Origin of the sequence: Pectobacterium versatile (assembly GCF_020166435.1) — a bacterium.
Classification (GTDB): Bacteria; Pseudomonadota; Gammaproteobacteria; order Enterobacterales; family Enterobacteriaceae; genus Pectobacterium; species Pectobacterium versatile.
Window position 1 is genome coordinate 305,787 of sequence record NZ_JAINZP010000002.1, and the last position, 17,247, is coordinate 323,033.

Genomic DNA, 17,247 nt, shown 5'->3' on the forward strand with positions numbered 1-17,247 from the left:
ACAGGAAGGAACAATGAAGAAAAGAGAAAATGATACGGGCGGTAAGCCCGTATCAAGAGCAGCTATCAGAAAGTATAATCCATAGCTATAAAGTAACGGCGACCTTCTTCGTTAAAGCTGTAGTCGTCATAGTTTAAATCTTTGTCCATAAGGTTCTGAACGCCCGCACGCCATTTGATCGCTTTCGTCATTTGGTAAGCAGTGCCAATGTCCCATAGAGTGTATCCACCCGAGGTTTTACTGGTGCTGGTTGTCGCTCTGCGCTGACCTGAATAGTTCGCCGACAGATAGAAAGACCAATCGTCAACAGGCTTCCAATCAAGTGAGCTATTGGCAGTATGCAGCGGCAGTGAACTTAATGGCTTGCTAGCCCCACTACTTAAATCGCGCCCATCGTTATAAGTGTAATTCAGCGTCAGATTTACCTGCTCACTAACGGGTACTTTTAGCTCGGTTTCCACTCCTCTCACGCGTGCTTTATTAACGTTGTAATAACGGAAAATAGGTTTACCATCGCTCGTTAAACCCGCATAGTTCGGGTAGGATTGTGCTTCAGTGACGCTACGTGTGCGATTAACTGTAATCATGTCGTTAACATCATTTTGGAACACAGTCAGGCTGGCATTAATGCCTTCAAGCCACCCCTCTTCACCTGCGTAATAAATGCCTAGTTCAACATTTTCGCTGGTCTCAGGCTTGAGGTTCGGATTCCCAATGACCTGGCAATCACCTCGGCATGACCCAGTCTGCCACTCAGGGCTAAGCTGTAATAAGGAAGGGGCTTTGAATGCATTAGCCCACCCCCCTTTCAGCGTAACGGTATCCGTCGCGTTATAAACCAGATAAACACGCGGGCTCCAGTGATCGCCATACTTTTGGTGATCGTCCATACGGATCCCTGTCGTTAACGCCAACGGTTCAAAGATTCTCCACTCATTTTCAACGAACAACGCACGCTGTGTGGCTGCGCTGTGCCCCGAACCCGTCAGGTTTACGCTATCCTGCAGTTTCTCTTGCCGCCATTCTCCGCCGAATGTCAGCATCTGGTTAATACTGCTCAGCGGTAGCACGACTTTACCATCGACGGAATTATTCTTCGCCGTAATCAGTCTTTCATTATAATTGTCGATTTTATCGCCATACAGACGTATTTCGGTATTCCCAAAATCCCACTTTCCGTTATGCCCAACCGAATAGTTTTTACGATCCAATCGGTTTTTATTCAGAGAGTCAGAATCGCGATCTTGGCGATCGTAGCCGTAACCCAAAGTCATATCTTGATTTTCAGCGGGCACTAACGCAAATTCTACGTTGCCATTACGATTGGTATAGCCTTCAATTCGGCCTGCCGTTCCACCTTGCGCGGTTGATGAACGCTGTGCATCATCTTTCTCTCGTTTCCCGAGATTGCCATACATTTTCACGCCCAACACATCGTCAACCAGCGGCCCGCTGGTAAAAAAATTACCGTTATAGCTATCTCCACGATCGCGATGTTCCTGAACAGTGCTGTCAACGCTGACGGTTCCATGCCAAGCTTTTCCAACTTTACGTGTGATAATATTCACTACGCCGCCGAGCGCATCTGAACCATAGAGTGATGACATAGGCCCACGCACAACCTCAATACGTTCAATAGCATCAACCGGTATCCAGTTGAGATCGAAGTCGTTATGACGGAATACCGCTGTTCGCGAACTAACGCGTTTACCATCAATTAAAATTAACGTGTATTCGCTACCCAGCCCACGAATGCTTACACCTTTACGATTATCCGCTTCATTAGTTAGCTGTATGCCGGGCACATCCTTCAGCACATCTTTCAGGTTCTGCACCGGTTTCTTTTTTAAATCGTCTTGGGTAATTACGCTGATGCTCGCTGGTGCATCTTTTAGATTTTGCTCGGTTGCAGAAGCAGTTACGACAACAACATCTTCTTGACCAGCAGCTATTGCCGATGAAGACGCGATCGATACCAGCGCCCATGCCACCGATTTTCTTATATTTATTGCCATGCGTCAGTGTCCTCAAAACGAATTATTTACATTGAATTTTTTTGTCTAACACATTGTAATGGGCAAGAGTAAATTGTAAATGAAAATTAAAATCATTTACATACGCAATAAAAATAAGAGAATTTTATTATTTATCCATATAAAACAACATATTAAATTTAAAAAATAATTATCAAATCGAGTTAATGGGAAATGACCCGACAAATAAAGGTGAATAAATTTGATTTAAATAAACATATCAAGATGAGGGGAAACATGGAGAGCAGCGCTGAAACAGAAAAAAACCAATAAAAAAAGCGACACCCGTCAGGGAGTCGCCCGTTAACCGCATTCTTACGATTTAGTCTTTATGATCGGGGTACGTCATATCCTGATACTTAACGAAACGCGTTCCACGATACAGCTTATAACCGAACCAAATCAGCAGGAACAGCGGGATACCGATGTACGTCGCCGTCACACCATACCAGTCGATTTTATCTTCCAGAAACGCCTGATAGTTTTGCCCCAGCGTGATGATCAGACAGAGCACAAACGCGAAGATCGGCCCGAGCGGGAAGAAACGCGATTGATAAGGCAAACGGTTCAGATCATGTCCTTGCATGACATAGCCACGACGGAAACGGTAATGGCTAATCGCGATCCCCAGCCAGGCAATAAAGCCTGTCATACCGGAGGTATTCAGCAGCCACAGGTAAACGGTTTGGTTGCCATATAAAGAAGACAGGAAACACAGCGCCGCTACCACGGTAGTGGCGTACAGTGCATTACGCGGCACACCGCCTTTTGACAGCCTGGCGAAAATGCGCGGCGCTTTACCTTCCGATGCCAGCGTAAACAGCATACGTGTAGAGGCGTACATCCCGGAGTTACCCGCCGACAGCACCGCCGTCAGGATGACCGCATTCATCACCGCCGCCGCAGACAGCAGGCCCGCATTCTCAAACACCAGCGTGAACGGGCTTACCGTAATGTCTTTTACATCATTACGCAGCAGGTTCGGATCGGTATACGGAATGATTAAGCTGATAATCAGAATCGCGAAGATGTAGAACAACAGAATGCGCCAGAAAACCTGACGGATGGCACGTGGAATATTTTTACTCGGCTCCTGAGATTCCCCAGCAGCTATCCCGATCAGTTCCGTCCCCTGAAAAGAGAAGCCGACGATCATCGCCACACCGATCATGGCAGAGAAGCCGCCAGCAAACGGCGCATCGCCAATTTCCCAGTTGTGGAATCCAGCATTTTCCGCACCGCTCATGATGCCCGTAATCATCATCACGCCAACGGCAATGAAAACGACGACCGTGACCACTTTAATCAGTGAGAACCAGTATTCCGCTTCGCCAAATCCTTTCACGGAAATGTAGTTAAGCAGGAACATCAGCGCCAGGAACAACGCACTCCAGATCCAGCCGGAGACGTCAGGGAACCAATATCCCATCACCAGTTGCGCCGCCACCAGATCGACCGCGATGGTCACCGCCCAGTTGTACCAGTAGTTCCAACCCAGCGCGAAACCGAACCCTTCTTCTACATAGCGGGAACCGTAGCTGGAGAACGAACCAGAAACCGGCATAAACGCCGCCAGCTCACCCAGACTGGTCATCAAGAAGTAAACCATCAGCCCAATCAAGGCATAAGACAGAAGTGCGCCACCCGGGCCTGCTTGTGAAACCGTCGCACCAGACGCGACAAATAACCCAGTGCCAATCGATCCGCCAATGGCGATCATCGTTAAATGCCGTGCTTTCAGTTCACGGCGCAGGGTCGGTGCGCCCTGTGTAGTTTGTTGAATATCGTGCTGAGCCATTGTTATCCTGCGTGCTCGTGCTAAAAATCGAGGCGGGATTGTAGCAAATAGCGTTGTGCTGAATAGTTAAGATCGTCGAGTTATAAGAGAGCTTAATAACTCGCGTCCGATTATTAGCAGCAGAAAATATTTTCGCTATGGCGTTTCGCAGCAATAACTCAAGAAACGCTGCAGCACATTTGAAAGATGCTTCTGTCGGTGATGAACCAGATACAGCGTCCGCGTGAGTTTAGGCAGCGGCACCTTCAACTCCACCAGCGAACCGGACGCCAACTGCTCGGCAATGACATGCCGCGACAGGCAGCTGATGCCAATCCCGTGGCGAACCGCATGCTTAATCGCCTCTGAATTACCTAATTCCATCACCAGATGGAAATGCGACAGGTGCGTCAGCAGCAGGTGATCCAGCACTTCGCGCGTGCCTGAGCCACGTTCACGCAGGATCCAGTGCGCATCCGCCAGCGCCGTTAATGAGGCAGAACCGCGGCTGAGCGGATGTTCGGGAGAACAAAACACCACCAGCTCATCTTCCAGCCAGGGCTGTGTAATCAAATCGGGGTGATGGCAAGGCCCTTCGATCAAGCCCAAATCGACACTGAATTCAGATACGCGGGTGATCACATCTTTCGTATTGCCAACATGCAGCTCCAGCGGAATGTCAGGGTAGTCATGACGATAGCGGGCAATCATCGCAGGCAATAAATAGTTGCCGATGGTGCTGCTGGCATAGACACGTAGCGCTCCGTTATCACGCCGGAACAGTTGCTCAATTTCCATCGACTGTTCAAGCAGTGCCAGTGCCTTGGGATACAGCAGGCGGCCATGTTCATTAACCACCAGACGTTTACCCACGCGGTCGAAAAGTTGAACACCCAACTGCCCTTCTAAATCCGCCAGAGCCGCGCTGACAGCCGATTGAGACAGGGCAAGCACAACGGAGGCCTGTGTCGTTGAACCACTTTTCAGGACTTCGGCAAAGACTTCCAGTTGACGTAACGTGATATGCATAGTGCGCTCTTTATCTAAAATACTTATAGGTTATAAATATATAATCAATTTCTCTTTTAATCTCATGGATTATAAGCTGGCTTCTCAATTTTCGGTACGGTCAGAATAGGCACCAAACCCATGGCTCTTCCTGCGACATTACACACGATAGACCCGCCCGATGGAGCAAAAGCGCGATTACCCGGTCTGCTGTTAGTAAGTTTAATTACTTTTTCGCTCCTCTGGCTGGCAAATATTCCGAAAATCGCCCATTGGGGACCGGGTTCGCTGACATTGGCGATCTTGAGTGGGATCGTGCTGGGAAATAGCGTTTATCCGCGTCTTCATCCGCTGTGTGACCCAGGCGTGCAGTGGGCCAAACAGCATTTACTCCGTTGGGGCATCATACTTTATGGTTTTCGCCTCAGCTTTCAGCAGGTTGCGGCCGTTGGCTTTACCGGTATTGCAGTCGATCTTACCGTCGTCACGTTGACGTTTTTACTCGCCTGCTGGATAGGCAAGCGCTGGCTGAAACTCGACAATGAGACCGTGATGCTCATCGGTGCTGGCAGCAGCATCTGCGGTGCGGCGGCGATCATGGCAACCGCGCCCGTGGTCAAAGCGTCCAGCAATGCGATTGCCGTCTCCGTTTCCACCGTGGTGATTTTCGGTACGACGGCGATGTTTTTGTATCCGTGGCTCTATCAGCTTAATCTCGAACATCACTGGATTGACGTCACACCGCAGATCGTAGGTCTGTACTTCGGCTCGACGATACATGAAGTTGCTCAGGTCGTTGCCGCCGGGCATGCCATCGATGGCGCGACGGAAAACATCGCCGTCATCAGCAAGATGCTGCGCGTGATGATGCTGGCTCCTTTCCTTCTCATTCTTGGGTTTTACCTGAAAAGAACGGCGCAAAAAAATGACGCGCAAGACGCGATTCCACTGATGTTCCCGTGGTTTGCGCTGGGGTTTATCGCCGTAGCCGCCTTCAATTCTTTCCAGCTACTTTCTCCCACACTCGTCACACAGCTGGTACAACTCGATAATGTACTGTTGACCATGGCGATGGTGGCGCTAGGGCTCACAACCCGATTCAGCGCCATCCAGCAGGCAGGTGCAAAGCCGCTGCTGCTGGCACTCGTTCTGTTTCTCTGGCTGGTCGTTGGCGGTGCGGGCATTAATCTGTTCTTCGAACATTTATTCGGCTAACGATAAATTATTTACCTGTTAACGTCTCATTAACCTGCATAATGTCTCCGTTACCAGAGGAGACCAACATGAAATACATCGGGGCGCACGTTAGCGCATCTGGCGGGGTCGATCAGGCCGTGATTCGCGCACATGAGATACAGGCGACGGCTTTCGCTTTATTTACCAAGAATCAGCGCCAATGGCAGGCCGCGTCGCTCAGCACAGAGGTCATCGACCGTTTTAAAGCCGCCTGTGAACAGTACGCCTATACGCCAGCACAGATTTTGCCGCACGATAGCTATCTGATTAATCTAGGTCACCCGGACGCCGAGGCGCTGGAGAAATCTCGCATCGCGTTTATTGATGAAATGTCGCGCTGCCAGCAGCTTGGGCTAAGCCTGCTGAATTTTCACCCCGGCAGCCATCTGAAACAGATAGAGGAAGCGGACTGTCTGGCACGTATCGCCGAGTCTATCAACATCGCGCTGGCGGAAACGGATGGCGTCACCGCCGTGATTGAGAATACCGCCGGGCAAGGCAGTAATTTGGGTTTCCGCTTTGAGCATCTGGCGGCCATCATCGACGACGTAGAAGATAAAAGCCGCGTCGGCGTCTGTATCGATACCTGCCACGCCTTCGCCGGTGGCTACGACCTGCGGACAGAAGCCGATTGCGAAGCCACCTTCTCTGAATTCGATCGTATTGTTGGTTTTCGCTATCTGCGCGGAATGCATTTGAATGATGCCAAAAGCGCGTTCGCCAGTCGCGTTGACCGACACCATAGCCTGGGGGAAGGCAATATTGGCAAAACCGCTTTCAGCTACATCATGAAAGATGCCCGTTTTGACGGTATCCCGATGATTCTGGAAACGATCAACCCCGATATCTGGGCCGACGAAATTGCCTGGCTCAAATCCGAAGCGCAGCGCTAACTAGCTTCTTGACTCCATAATAGTAAAAAGCGCCAGTTGGTTTACCCAACTGGCGCTCTCTCATTCACATCCTTGTGTTATGGCATTACTTTTTATTCACGATGATAATCAGACTTACGCGACTTTCGCCAGTTGTTCATCAGAACGTTTCAGCAGCGCGTACAGCACACCAGCCACTGCGGTTCCCGCAATGATCGCTAACAGGTAGCCAATAACTGGGGTAATCGCACCAGGAATCAACAGCACGAACAGACCACCGTGTGGTGCCATCAGCTTAGCGCCCACCGCCATTGACAGCGCACCAGTCAGTGCCCCACCGATGATGCAGCAAGGCAGAACGCGCATTGGATCACGCGCCGCGTAAGGAATCGCCCCTTCGGAAATAAAGCATAGGCCCAGTACAAATGCCGCTTTACCACCTTCACGCTCGGTCGGGTTGAATTTCTTGCTTGCCAGCACGGTCGCCAGACCCATTGCCAACGGTGGCACCATACCAGCTGCCATAACGGCGGCCATCGGCGCGTAAATCTGGCTACTGAGCAAGGTCGTACCGAAGACGTAAGCCACTTTGTTAACCGGCCCGCCCATATCCGTACACATCATCGCACCCAGGATTGCACCCAGAATCACCGCATTCGCCGTACCCATGGATTGCAGCCAGCCTGTCAGGCCAGTCAGGATTTTCGCCACTGGCGTACCAACGACGTAAATCATGATAAGACCCGTCGCCAACGTGGCGAACAGCGGGATAATCAGGATCGGTTTTAGCGCAGTCAAACTTTGCGGCAGAATCAGTTTATTGTTGATCGCTCTGGCAATATAACCCGCCAGGAAACCGGCAATGATCCCACCGAGGAAGCCCGCCCCCGTACTCACCGCCAACATCCCGCCAACCAGACCCGGCGTTAAGCCCGGACGATCCGCAATGGAGAATGCGATGTAGCCTGCCAGCACTGGCACCATCAGCGCAAAAGCAGAACCGCCGCCGATCTTCATCAGCGCCGCTGCCAGCGTACCTTCCTGTTTAAAGGCTTCAATACCGAAGACAAACGAGAGTGCGATACACAGACCGCCCGCCACCACCATCGGCAGCATGTAAGACACGCCGGTCAACAGGTGACGATACGGGCCTGCCCCGCCTTTCTGACCAGACTCGCTAGCGCTTGACGCACTGGCTTGCCCGGATGGCTGATATACTTTAGCTTCAGCCTGCGCTTTATCTAACTCCTGCGCCGTCTTCTTCAGTGCCAGTCCGGTCGACGTGCGATACATTTTCTTACCGGCAAACTTCGCCAGATCGACTTCAATGTCCGCAGCGACGATCACCAGATCGGCCTGTTCAACTTCTTCAGGGGTAATCGCATTGCCCGCGCCAACGGAGCCACGCGTTTCCACTTTGACCCACCAGCCGCGTTTTTTTGCTTCGCTTTCAATCGCTTCTGCCGCCATAAACGTATGCGCGACGCCAGTCGGGCACGCCGTTATTGCAACAATACGCTTGGCAGCTGCGGGCTGCTGAACAGGAGCTGACGCAGCGGCCTGATAGACCGTGGCTTCAGCCTGCGCTTTCGCCAAGAAGGCTTCCGGCTGCGAAACAGCCAGTTCGATATCACCGACATAAACCTGCTTGCCATTCAGTGCGCTATCTGCCGCAGCGGATGCACCCAGAACGATCGCCAGTTCAGCGTCGTTAGCTTGTTCTGTAAACGTCACCCCTGCTTTCGCAGCGGCAGCGCCGAGTAGGTTCTTCACCAGTTGGCTTCTCGCCAGGCCCAGTGATTTATCCAAAATCAGCAGCGTTTTCATTGTTTATCTCCTGCTGTATCAGTTAAAGGGTTTGAGGTCGACACGCGCCATCATTGCGGCCAACTGAGGACGATCGGTAATACCAACATTACTTTGGCTGACGGCCAGCGCTGAAACCGCCGTAGCCAAACGCAGAGTGTGCTCACTGGACTCACGCATTAATAAGCCATAAATCAACCCCCCAACCATGGAGTCGCCCGCACCTACCGTACTTACCACATCACAAGCCGGTGGCAATGCCCGCCACGCACCCGATGCGTTCACCCACAGCGCGCCTTCCGCGCCCAGTGAGATCACAACATGCGCGATACCCTGCTCACGCAGCGCGTGGGCGGCATCCACCACATCAGCCAGCGTAGGTAATTTACGCCCAGCCCATATCTCCAGCTCCCGGCGGTTTGGTTTCACCAACCAAGGAGAGGCTTTCAGTCCCGCCACCAGCGCTTCACGGCTGCTGTCGAAAATAATACAAGGACACTGCGTGCGCAGACGCGACATCCAGTCGGTAAACGCATCAGGATCGACGCCAGCAGGCAAGCTGCCGCTCACCGCGACCATGTCGAACTGCCCAAGCCAGCTCAGCGAGTCATTGACGAAACGCTGCCAATCCTGCTGTGTCACTTCAAAACCGGAAAAGTTGAAGTCGGTTACGTCGCCATCTTTTTCGGTTAATTTGACATTAATACGCGTACGTCCTGGCACAACCTGGAAACGGTTGGCAATGCCCAGCTCGCTGAACAATTGCTGAAAACCATCCTGATTGTCTTTACCCAGAAAGCCACCTACCGTGACATCAATCCCGAGATCTTTCAGCACCTTGGCAACGTTGATACCTTTGCCTGCGGCGTGCAGACCCGCAGTCTGAACCAGATTGACTTCGCCTTTCTCAACTTCTGGGCAATAGCCAACCAGGTCATAAGCTGGATTCAGGGTGATTGTGGCTACTCTCCTGCTCATGCTGCCCCCTCGCCCAAACCGGACGTAATCGCTTCGCCAATCGCGGCCAATGCTTGTTCTGCATCGCTACCGCTCGCGGTGAAACGCAATTTGTGACCTTTCTTCACGCCCAGCGCGACGACTTTCATCAGGCTGCGGCCATTTGCCGGTTTGCCTGTGCCGTCCAGATTGGTGACGGTGATGTCACTGCTGAACTGCTTGATCACGTTCACCAGCATGGTGCCCGGACGCGCGTGCAGGCCGTGTTCGTTGCGAATGCTAAATTCTGCCGTCAGCACTTCGCTCTCTTCCGGTACGTCGCTGGTCAAAAGGGCCAGCAGCGTCGGTGCGTCAGCCGTCAGCAGACGTTCCGCTTTTTGCGCAATCAGCAGGTTGCTCAGGTAATCAATCGGCGCAAAAGCCTGATCGTCAGCCGCAGCTACCGTCACCAGTAAAGCGACGTTTTCGCCGTCAACGCTGAAAGGCGTAGCCGGACGTGCCACCGCAGCCGCGCTGTTGAGGTTGCCGACAGCGCTATCGCTGAACCACACACCTTGCCCCAAATTCAGCGGCTTATTGCTGACTGCGGTGCTGACAAAGCTGGCGTCTGCTGCACCAACCTGCTGAAGACGGCCGGCGTTCAGTGCCTGAAGCGTCAACAGATTATCGGTCGCCACATCCAGCGCAATCAGTGAGGTATCAAAGCGGAACTCCGCCAGTTGCTGCTCGCCCATCAGCAGGCTACGCAATTCTTCTGCTGACGTTGTGCTTGCCAAACGTGCCGCTACGCGATCGTCGCTCAGGACGTGGGTCAGTTGACGCAGCAACGCAAGGTGTTCATCAGAACGGGCTGCAATCCCCAACACCACGTAGGCGGTTTGATCTTCACCCCAGGAAATACCCTGAGGAAATTGAAATACTTGAACCCCGGTCTTCAATACCAGATCGCGGGTATCGGTTGTGCCGTGAGGGATAGCAATGCCGCTTCCCAAATAGGTGGATGTTTGCTGTTCGCGCTGTAGCATGCCGTCGACATACCCTGCGTTAACGCACCCGGCCTCGGTCAGTGCTGAAGCAACAAGCTGGATAGCTTCCTGCTTATTACTGGCCGCTGCGCCCAAATGAATATCTTGCTGTGACAACTGGAACATGGCACTCCTCTCTTGCTGAAAGTTGAATCGTTTCAGCTTTTATGAGAAAAAAATGTGTCGATTGTTAGGGCGTTTCAAAAAAAATTCCGCTGAAACGTTTCAAAAGTCTCATTCTATTACGTCATTTATGCAAGCTTTCTACGCTGCTGACGTAACAGAACTTTGACATCACGCACATTTTAACGTGGATAACGCACAGCCCGCCAACAAAAATCACCGAATGGCTGAAGTCGTGCTGACGAAAAATAATGAAACAAGATTTCTGTTTCATTATAAACCCGAGTACTATGTCGCGCTCGACAGCCTCTGCCTATTTTCCAAGCGCTATCAATTTATGTTCACTCCTGCAAATACAACGCGACGTCCGCTCGACCTGACATCGTCAGCATTTTTAGTTATAGCCTTCCTGACCGGAACGGCCGGTGCCCTGCAACTTCCTACGCTCAGCCTCTTTCTTTCCAGCGAAGTACAGGTTCGTCCTTTCTTAGTCGGGATGTTTTATACCGGCAGCGCGGTTATCGGTATTGTCGTCAGCCAAATGCTGGCCACGCGTTCGGACCGTCAGGGCGATCGCAAATCGCTGATTTTCGTCTGCTGCCTGCTGGGCGCCCTCGCCTGCATGCTGTTTGCATGGAACCGAAACTACTTTATTCTGCTCTTTATCGGCGTGTTGCTGAGCAGCTTTGGCTCGACCGCGAATCCACAGCTTTTTGCGCTGGCGCGGGAGCACGCGGATAAAACTGGGCGTGAAGCGGCGATGTTCAGCTCCATCCTCCGCGCGCAAATTTCTCTCGCCTGGGTTGTCGGCCCGCCCATCGCCTTTGCGCTGGCACTGGGATTCGGCTTCACGACGATGTATCTGACCGCCGCGGTCGTCTTTATCTTGTGCGGCATTCTGGTCAAACTCTTTCTGCCTTCCATGCCCAAAGCCGTGGAAAAGACCACTTCCACACTGGAATCACCGCGCCGCAACCGCCGTGATACGCTCTTGCTATTCGTGGCGTGTACCTTGATGTGGACCTGCAACGGCATTTACCTCATTAATATGCCGCTGTATCTGGTGCATGAGTTGCATCTGCCAGAGAAACTAGCGGGCATCATGATGGGCGTAGCTGCCGGGCTGGAGATTCCGGTGATGCTGATTGCTGGCTACGTTGCCAAACGCTTCGGTAAACGCTTCCTGATGCGGCTTGCCGTTGCCTCCGGTTTACTGTTCTTCGGCGGCTTGCTGGTTCTCAATGGCGAAATAGCGCTGCTGGCGTTACAGGTACTGAACGCGATCTTTATTGGCATTCTGGCCGGAATCGGCATGCTTTACTTTCAGGATTTGATGCCAGGACAGGCAGGTGCGGCAACCACGCTGTTTACCAATACGACACGCGTTGGCTGGATCATCTCTGGCTCACTAGCTGGGATTGTTGCTGAAATCTGGAACTATCACGCCGTCTTCTTCTTCGCGCTGCTGATGATCACCGGCTCCATCTATTGTATGTGGCGCATCAAAGACGCCTGATCGCTGCACATTAAGGGGCGGTGTCGGCTTCCAGTTTCAGCAGGTAAATCATCGCCTCATCACGATGGCTGAAACACATATCCGCGCGCGGTTTTAGCCCCGCGCAAACCGCAGGCCGCAATGGCGAATAGAACAGCCCGCAACGCATCGCGTCATCAAGATGAATACAGGGCGTGTTTGCAGGTTTGCCGTGCGGCAGGCCCGGCATTGGCGTTGAAATCGATGCCGCAATACAGCAGGCACCGCAATGGGGGCGACAGTCCATCAGCAAGCTCTCCGGTGGGCTGACAAGAAGTAGAGAGCGCCACCATAACAGCCCTTCTACCAAAAACCAATATCAGCCCCTTCATCTTATACTTGCCTGAACTCTCCGGCGCGAGTAACGTGTCGCCACAAAAATCACACTCCTTATAGCAGGTAATTTTTATGGCAAGAGCGAACGAAGTTAAACGCGGAATGGTCGTTAACTATAACGACAAGTTATTGCTGGTAAAGGACATCGACGTCCAGAGCCCTAGCGCCCGCGGAGCCAGTACGCTGTACAAAATGCGTTTTTCTGATGTCCGTACAGGTTTGAAAGTGGAAGAGCGCTTTAAAGGCGACGACATTATCGATACCATCACGCTGACGCGCCGCACGGTCACCTTCTCTTATATTGACGGCGACGAATACGTCTTTATGGATGATGAGGATTACACACCTTACCTCTTCAAAAAAGATCAAATAGAAGAAGAGTTGCTGTTTATCCCTGAAGGCGGGATGCCGGGAATTCAAGTATTGAGCTGGGACGGCCAAATCATCGCGCTGGAACTGCCACAAACGGTCGATCTGGAAATTGTTGAGACGGCACCGGGCATTAAAGGCGCCTCTGCCAGTTCACGCAACAAACCTGCTACCATGAGCACCGGTCTGGTTATCCCCGTTCCAGAATATCTGAGCGCGGGTGAAAAGATCCGTATTCATATTCCAGAACGTCGCTACATGGGTCGCGCAGACTAACATTCTACATTGTGCTTCACGCACAATACTTGTCGCCGGATGACCTATCCGGCACACGTCAACCTTCCCCCGCATTAGGAGCCTACCGTGCTAACAAAAGTCAATTTGATTACAGGGTTTCTGGGTAGTGGAAAAACCACCACGATTCGGCATCTTCTGTCGCAAAAGCCTGAGGACGAAGTCTGGGCGGTGCTAGTCAATGAATTCGGTGAAGTGGGCATTGACGGTGCGCTACTGGCGGACAGCGGCGCGGTGTTGAAAGAGATTCCCGGTGGCTGCATGTGCTGCGTAAACGGCTTGCCGATGCAGGTTGGCCTGAATATGTTGCTGCAACAGAAGAAGCCCCATCGGTTGCTCATCGAGCCTACGGGACTCGGCCACCCGAAACAAATTCTCTCCTTGCTGACGAGTGATATCTATCAGCCCTGGCTGACATTACAGGCTACGCTGTGTCTGCTGGATGCGCGTCAATTGAGTGATGCTCGCTATACGGAAAATGAGAACTTCCGCGATCAGCTTGCCGCCGCTGACATTATTATCGCCAACAAGCGCGATACTTATACCGCCGACGATCTCGCGGCCTTACAGCAGTGGCAGCAGACAAGCGGCGCTGGTCGGCAAATTATCGAGGCTAATCAGGGAAACGTTGACAGGCAGCAACTCGATCAGCCTCGACACAACATACGTGAACTGCCGGATGGCACCCACCACCACGCGCATAAGCCAAAAAATAACTTGGCCGCGTTGCAATTACCGAGTGGACAATCCTGGCGACGCTCTCTCAATCAGGGACAGGGATACCACGCCTGTGGCTGGATATTCGCACCTGAAACCGCTTTTGATACCGCCGCTCTGCTGGACTGGGTCCGTCTTTCTCCCGTAAGCCGGGTTAAAGGGGTGATGCGTATAAAAGAAGGGACGCTCGTTGTGAACCGTCAGGGACACGATCTTCATATAGAAACCCGATCGGCGGCACCGATTGATAGCCGTATCGAAGTCATTAATGAAACACCAGCAGAATGGAATACGTTACAAGCCTCGCTGTTAAAGGCTCGTTTAGCTAACGTGGACTAAACTGGAGTTTTTTCGTCTTTGTTTGGATTTTTTGCCTTATGTCATTTGTTCGTTTTTCTTCTATTTTAATGCTCAATGTATTGGGCATCGGCCTGTTTTTATCCTGGTATCTACCGGAAAATCATGGTTTTTGGCTCACGCTCGACAGCCATATTTTTTTCTATTTCAACCGCCTCTTGGTTGATAGCCCGACGTTTTTACATCTGGTTGCTATTACTAATAACCGTGCGTTTGACGGCTGTGCGCTCGTTGCGATGGGGTTGCTGTATCTGTCGTTTTATCTAAAAGCTACGCCCACAGAGCGTCGCCGTTTGTTGATCCTCGGTGTTGTCATGCTGTTAACTGCCGTCGTGCTGAATCAGGCAGGACATTTATTACCGGTGCAACACGCCAGCCCGACCCTCTATTTTAGTGACGTCAACCGCGTATCAGATTTAACCGGCATTCCGACCAAAGATGCTTCATCTGACAGCTTCCCCGGCGACCACGGCATGATGCTGATGATCTTTGCTGCGTTTATGCTGCGTTATTTTACCCGCACCGCTTTCGCTATCGGTCTGGCCATCATGGTGATTTTCTCATTGCCTCGCATCATGATTGGTGCACATTGGTTTACCGATATTGCCGTCGGTTCGCTCTCCGTTGTTCTGGTCGGGCTAAGCTGGTGGCTATTAACGCCAGCAAGTGATGCCGCTATTGCCCTGTTAAACCGACTATTACCTAAAAAATCGACAGTATAAATTCACATGGTTTCAGATTTTTTACATCGACTTTTTTTAGCTGAATACATCATTAAATCTTATAAATAAAATAGTTAAAACTGCTCGCAATCCTGCTTCTGTTGCGGTAGTCTCGTTCAAGTTTGCTTTTTAGCGCATACTGAACTAGCGGCGGCAAGAGAAATAATGTGCATTCCGGCACACTTTCGCCGATGAGTGTTTGGCTAAGAAGAAACTCTGATTTAGTCTCGTTTTCGTTTGGCATTTATACCCCAATGAAATGGGGATACTACATAGCGATATTTATCGTTAAGGACAGCAAGGGAACATAACAACAATGGTCAAGTCTCAACCGATTCTGAGATATATCTGGCGGGCAGTGCCTGCCGTCGCGGTAGCAATGATGCTCTCCGCATGTGGAAGTAATAGTGCATACAACAATAAAGCTCAAACTGATATGCATGCAGTTAATGATAAAGATGGTCTTTTACTGCAAGCCTCTCAGGATGAATTTGAAGCACTGGTTCGTAACGTGGATATCAAATCCAAGTTACTTAACCAATATGCCAGTTGGAAAGGTGTTCGTTACCGTTTAGGCGGTGATAGTCGCCGTGGCATTGACTGCTCAGCTTTCGTTCAGCGCACCTTCCGCGAACAGTTTGGTATGGATTTACCGCGTTCAACTTATGAACAGCAAGAAATGGGCCAGCAAATTCAGCGCAGCAAACTGCGTGTTGGCGATCTTGTTCTGTTCCGTGCAGGTTCAACCGGCCGCCACGTTGGCATTTATCTCGGCAACGATCAGTTCGTCCACGCGTCAACCAGCAGTGGTGTCATCATTTCCAAGATGACCGAAGACTACTGGAATAAGCGTTATCAAGAAGGACGCCGTGTCCTGAGTAAAGGAAAAACCAGCTAAACAATATCTCTCCCTTGCTGTGATATTGTTCTGTTAATAAAAGACCTTTGCTGTTAGCCAACGAAACCAGACGACATCAACGCCGCTTATCACCATAAGCGGCGTTTTTTTATTTCACCATGACCCATTTCCGAAATTCGCTTGACCCTATCTGGACTTGCCCCAGCAGGATTATCAAAATCTTAGAGCGATACCTGACCACGCGGTCGGGCGGCTCGCGTCATGCAATACCCTGAGCTTCTTCCAAGATCCAGTCCACAAACGCCTTGACCTCTTGCCGCTGCATGGCACCCGGTTTCGTCACCACATAATAGGCGAACCGTGCGGGCCACGGTTTGTCGAGCACCTGCACCAAGCGTCCCGCAGCAATTTCATCTTCCGCATACTCTAACGGCACTAACGCAAGTCCCTGGCCAGCTTCCGCCGCACGGATCAACAGGAAGTCATCCTCAAACGCTGTACCTCGCTCGGCGCGAGGGTCTTCGGCAACCCCATGCGCTGCAAGCCAAAGCGGCCAGTCTGCACGATCGCTATCGTGTAACAACGGGTAAGCCAGGCAATCTTCAGGTTCTTTGAGTGTCGCATCCGTAGTAACCAATCCAGGGCAAGCCACCGGCACCAGTACAGGGGCCATCAGCCGAGTAACATCCAGACCTGGGTAGACACCCAACCCATGCCGCAGTGCTACATCGACACGATCTCGCCGCATGTCTACCACGGCAGAGGTCGCCTCGACCCGTACCTCAATATGCGGATGGCGATGGTTGAATCGGCCCAGACGCGGCACCAGCCATGATGCCGCAAAAGTGGCAACCGTGCTGACTGTCAGGGTCTGGCGGGCCTTAATCTGATCTAAAGTCTGCACTGCTTTTTCGATTTGCTCAAAAGCCTGAAGCAGCGAGGGATGAACATCAGCCCCCGCCTCAGTGAGCCGCAGCCCCTGGCGCTCTCGTGTGAAAAGCACCACCCCAACCCGCTCTTCCAGCACCCGAATCTGTTGGCTAACTGCGCCAGACGTCACGTTCAGTGCTTCAGCCGCAGCCTTGATGCTACCTCGCTGCCCAACCTCAACAAAGGTGCGCAACGCCAACAGTGGGAGCGATATTACCATCAGATTTAGTTTTCCTAAATTTCAAGAGAAGAAATGATCGTTTCCGATAACGGAGCCTAGCGCCCATCATAC

15 protein-coding genes are annotated in these 17,247 nt (G+C 51.7%); 7 read left to right on the top strand and 8 right to left on the bottom strand.

Annotated features, from left to right (window positions below):
- Positions 1 to 65: 65 nt before the first annotated feature.
- The 3 genes from cirA to yieE form a co-directional block, all read right to left on the bottom strand.
- A complete protein-coding gene (gene cirA / locus K7X24_RS04175; RefSeq protein ID WP_224553162.1) occupies positions 66 to 2,015 on the bottom strand; it encodes a catecholate siderophore receptor CirA in 1,950 nt (649 codons plus the stop codon).
- A gap of 340 nt (positions 2,016 to 2,355) precedes the next feature.
- Entirely contained in the window at positions 2,356 to 3,831 is a 1,476-nt protein-coding gene (locus K7X24_RS04180) for an amino acid permease (protein ID WP_224553164.1), read from the bottom strand.
- Positions 3,832 to 3,966: 135 nt separating this feature from the next.
- Complete coding sequence (gene yieE, locus K7X24_RS04185) at positions 3,967 to 4,839, bottom strand: DNA-binding transcriptional regulator YeiE (RefSeq protein ID WP_040030890.1); 873 nt, start codon at positions 4,837 to 4,839, stop codon at positions 3,967 to 3,969.
- Between the two features lie 120 nt (positions 4,840 to 4,959).
- On the opposite strand from yieE, the gene K7X24_RS04190 reads away from it, so the two are divergent.
- Both K7X24_RS04190 and nfo read left to right on the top strand, forming a co-directional pair.
- Entirely contained in the window at positions 4,960 to 6,033 is a 1,074-nt protein-coding gene (locus tag K7X24_RS04190; RefSeq protein ID WP_224553166.1) for a YeiH family protein, read from the top strand.
- 68 nt (positions 6,034 to 6,101) lie between these two features.
- Positions 6,102 to 6,947, top strand: a complete 846-nt coding sequence (gene nfo / locus K7X24_RS04195) for a deoxyribonuclease IV (protein WP_224553169.1) — start codon at positions 6,102 to 6,104, stop codon at positions 6,945 to 6,947.
- Positions 6,948 to 7,061: 114 nt separating this feature from the next.
- Here the strand turns inward: nfo and fruA are convergent, their stop codons facing one another.
- From fruA to fruB, 3 genes are read right to left on the bottom strand one after another with little or no spacing between them, the layout of a single operon-like run.
- On the bottom strand, positions 7,062 to 8,753 hold the full coding sequence (gene fruA, locus K7X24_RS04200) for a PTS fructose transporter subunit IIBC (RefSeq protein ID WP_224553171.1): 1,692 nt from the start codon (positions 8,751 to 8,753) through the stop codon (positions 7,062 to 7,064).
- 18 nt (positions 8,754 to 8,771) lie between these two features.
- Positions 8,772 to 9,710, bottom strand: coding sequence for a 1-phosphofructokinase (gene fruK / locus K7X24_RS04205; protein ID WP_014699594.1), 939 nt, complete (start codon positions 9,708 to 9,710; stop codon positions 8,772 to 8,774).
- Complete coding sequence (fruB, locus tag K7X24_RS04210; protein WP_212768527.1) at positions 9,707 to 10,840, bottom strand: fused PTS fructose transporter subunit IIA/HPr protein; 1,134 nt, start codon at positions 10,838 to 10,840, stop codon at positions 9,707 to 9,709. The genes fruK and fruB overlap by 4 nt, the downstream gene beginning before the upstream one ends.
- Positions 10,841 to 11,174: 334 nt before the next feature.
- On the opposite strand from fruB, the gene setB reads away from it, so the two are divergent.
- Positions 11,175 to 12,353 (top strand): sugar efflux transporter SetB, encoded by a 1,179-nt coding sequence (gene setB / locus K7X24_RS04215; protein WP_040030963.1) that lies wholly within the window; start codon positions 11,175 to 11,177, stop codon positions 12,351 to 12,353.
- 10 nt (positions 12,354 to 12,363) lie between these two features.
- Here setB and K7X24_RS04220 read toward each other — a convergent pair whose 3' ends face one another.
- Positions 12,364 to 12,618, bottom strand: coding sequence for a hypothetical protein (locus K7X24_RS04220; protein WP_107333004.1), 255 nt, complete (start codon positions 12,616 to 12,618; stop codon positions 12,364 to 12,366).
- A gap of 161 nt (positions 12,619 to 12,779) precedes the next feature.
- On the opposite strand from K7X24_RS04220, the gene yeiP reads away from it, so the two are divergent.
- The 4 genes from yeiP to mepS all read left to right on the top strand — a co-directional run bounded on the left by yeiP (position 12,780) and on the right by mepS (position 16,064).
- A complete protein-coding gene (gene yeiP / locus K7X24_RS04225; RefSeq protein WP_103860948.1) occupies positions 12,780 to 13,352 on the top strand; it encodes an elongation factor P-like protein YeiP in 573 nt (190 codons plus the stop codon).
- 87 nt (positions 13,353 to 13,439) lie between these two features.
- Positions 13,440 to 14,426: a CobW family GTP-binding protein gene (locus K7X24_RS04230; RefSeq protein ID WP_103940630.1), complete on the top strand. Its 987-nt coding sequence runs from the start codon at positions 13,440 to 13,442 to the stop codon at positions 14,424 to 14,426.
- A 38-nt stretch (positions 14,427 to 14,464) separates the two neighbouring features.
- The gene (locus K7X24_RS04235) at positions 14,465 to 15,166 is read left to right on the top strand and encodes a phosphatase PAP2 family protein (RefSeq protein WP_103860950.1); all 702 of its coding nucleotides are present in this window, start codon (positions 14,465 to 14,467) and stop codon (positions 15,164 to 15,166) included.
- Between the two features lie 316 nt (positions 15,167 to 15,482).
- Positions 15,483 to 16,064 carry a bifunctional murein DD-endopeptidase/murein LD-carboxypeptidase gene (gene mepS / locus K7X24_RS04240; RefSeq protein WP_039357661.1) on the top strand — a complete coding sequence of 194 codons (582 nt, stop codon included), beginning with the start codon at positions 15,483 to 15,485 and terminating at the stop codon, positions 16,062 to 16,064.
- Between the two features lie 220 nt (positions 16,065 to 16,284).
- On the opposite strand, the gene K7X24_RS04245 is transcribed toward mepS, so the two are convergent.
- The gene (locus K7X24_RS04245) at positions 16,285 to 17,175 is read right to left on the bottom strand and encodes a LysR substrate-binding domain-containing protein (RefSeq protein WP_224553173.1); all 891 of its coding nucleotides are present in this window, start codon (positions 17,173 to 17,175) and stop codon (positions 16,285 to 16,287) included.
- Positions 17,176 to 17,247 lie beyond the last annotated feature (72 nt).

What these genes read in the sequence shown, in the direction of transcription:
- fruB (WP_212768527.1), bottom strand. Translation starts at nt 10,840, where the DNA reads ATGTTCCAGTTGTCACAGCAAGATATTCATTTGGGCGCAGCGGCCAGT.
- K7X24_RS04220 (WP_107333004.1), bottom strand. Translation starts at nt 12,618, where the DNA reads ATGGACTGTCGCCCCCATTGCGGTGCCTGCTGTATTGCGGCATCGATT.
- setB (WP_040030963.1), top strand. Translation starts at nt 11,175, where the DNA reads ATGTTCACTCCTGCAAATACAACGCGACGTCCGCTCGACCTGACATCG.
- K7X24_RS04190 (WP_224553166.1), top strand. Translation starts at nt 4,960, where the DNA reads ATGGCTCTTCCTGCGACATTACACACGATAGACCCGCCCGATGGAGCA.
- fruK (WP_014699594.1), bottom strand. Translation starts at nt 9,710, where the DNA reads ATGAGCAGGAGAGTAGCCACAATCACCCTGAATCCAGCTTATGACCTG.
- K7X24_RS04235 (WP_103860950.1), top strand. Translation starts at nt 14,465, where the DNA reads ATGTCATTTGTTCGTTTTTCTTCTATTTTAATGCTCAATGTATTGGGC.
- cirA (WP_224553162.1), bottom strand. Translation starts at nt 2,015, where the DNA reads ATGGCAATAAATATAAGAAAATCGGTGGCATGGGCGCTGGTATCGATC.
- mepS (WP_039357661.1), top strand. Translation starts at nt 15,483, where the DNA reads ATGGTCAAGTCTCAACCGATTCTGAGATATATCTGGCGGGCAGTGCCT.
- fruA (WP_224553171.1), bottom strand. Translation starts at nt 8,753, where the DNA reads ATGAAAACGCTGCTGATTTTGGATAAATCACTGGGCCTGGCGAGAAGC.
- K7X24_RS04245 (WP_224553173.1), bottom strand. Translation starts at nt 17,175, where the DNA reads ATGGTAATATCGCTCCCACTGTTGGCGTTGCGCACCTTTGTTGAGGTT.
- yieE (WP_040030890.1), bottom strand. Translation starts at nt 4,839, where the DNA reads ATGCATATCACGTTACGTCAACTGGAAGTCTTTGCCGAAGTCCTGAAA.
- K7X24_RS04180 (WP_224553164.1), bottom strand. Translation starts at nt 3,831, where the DNA reads ATGGCTCAGCACGATATTCAACAAACTACACAGGGCGCACCGACCCTG.
- yeiP (WP_103860948.1), top strand. Translation starts at nt 12,780, where the DNA reads ATGGCAAGAGCGAACGAAGTTAAACGCGGAATGGTCGTTAACTATAAC.
- nfo (WP_224553169.1), top strand. Translation starts at nt 6,102, where the DNA reads ATGAAATACATCGGGGCGCACGTTAGCGCATCTGGCGGGGTCGATCAG.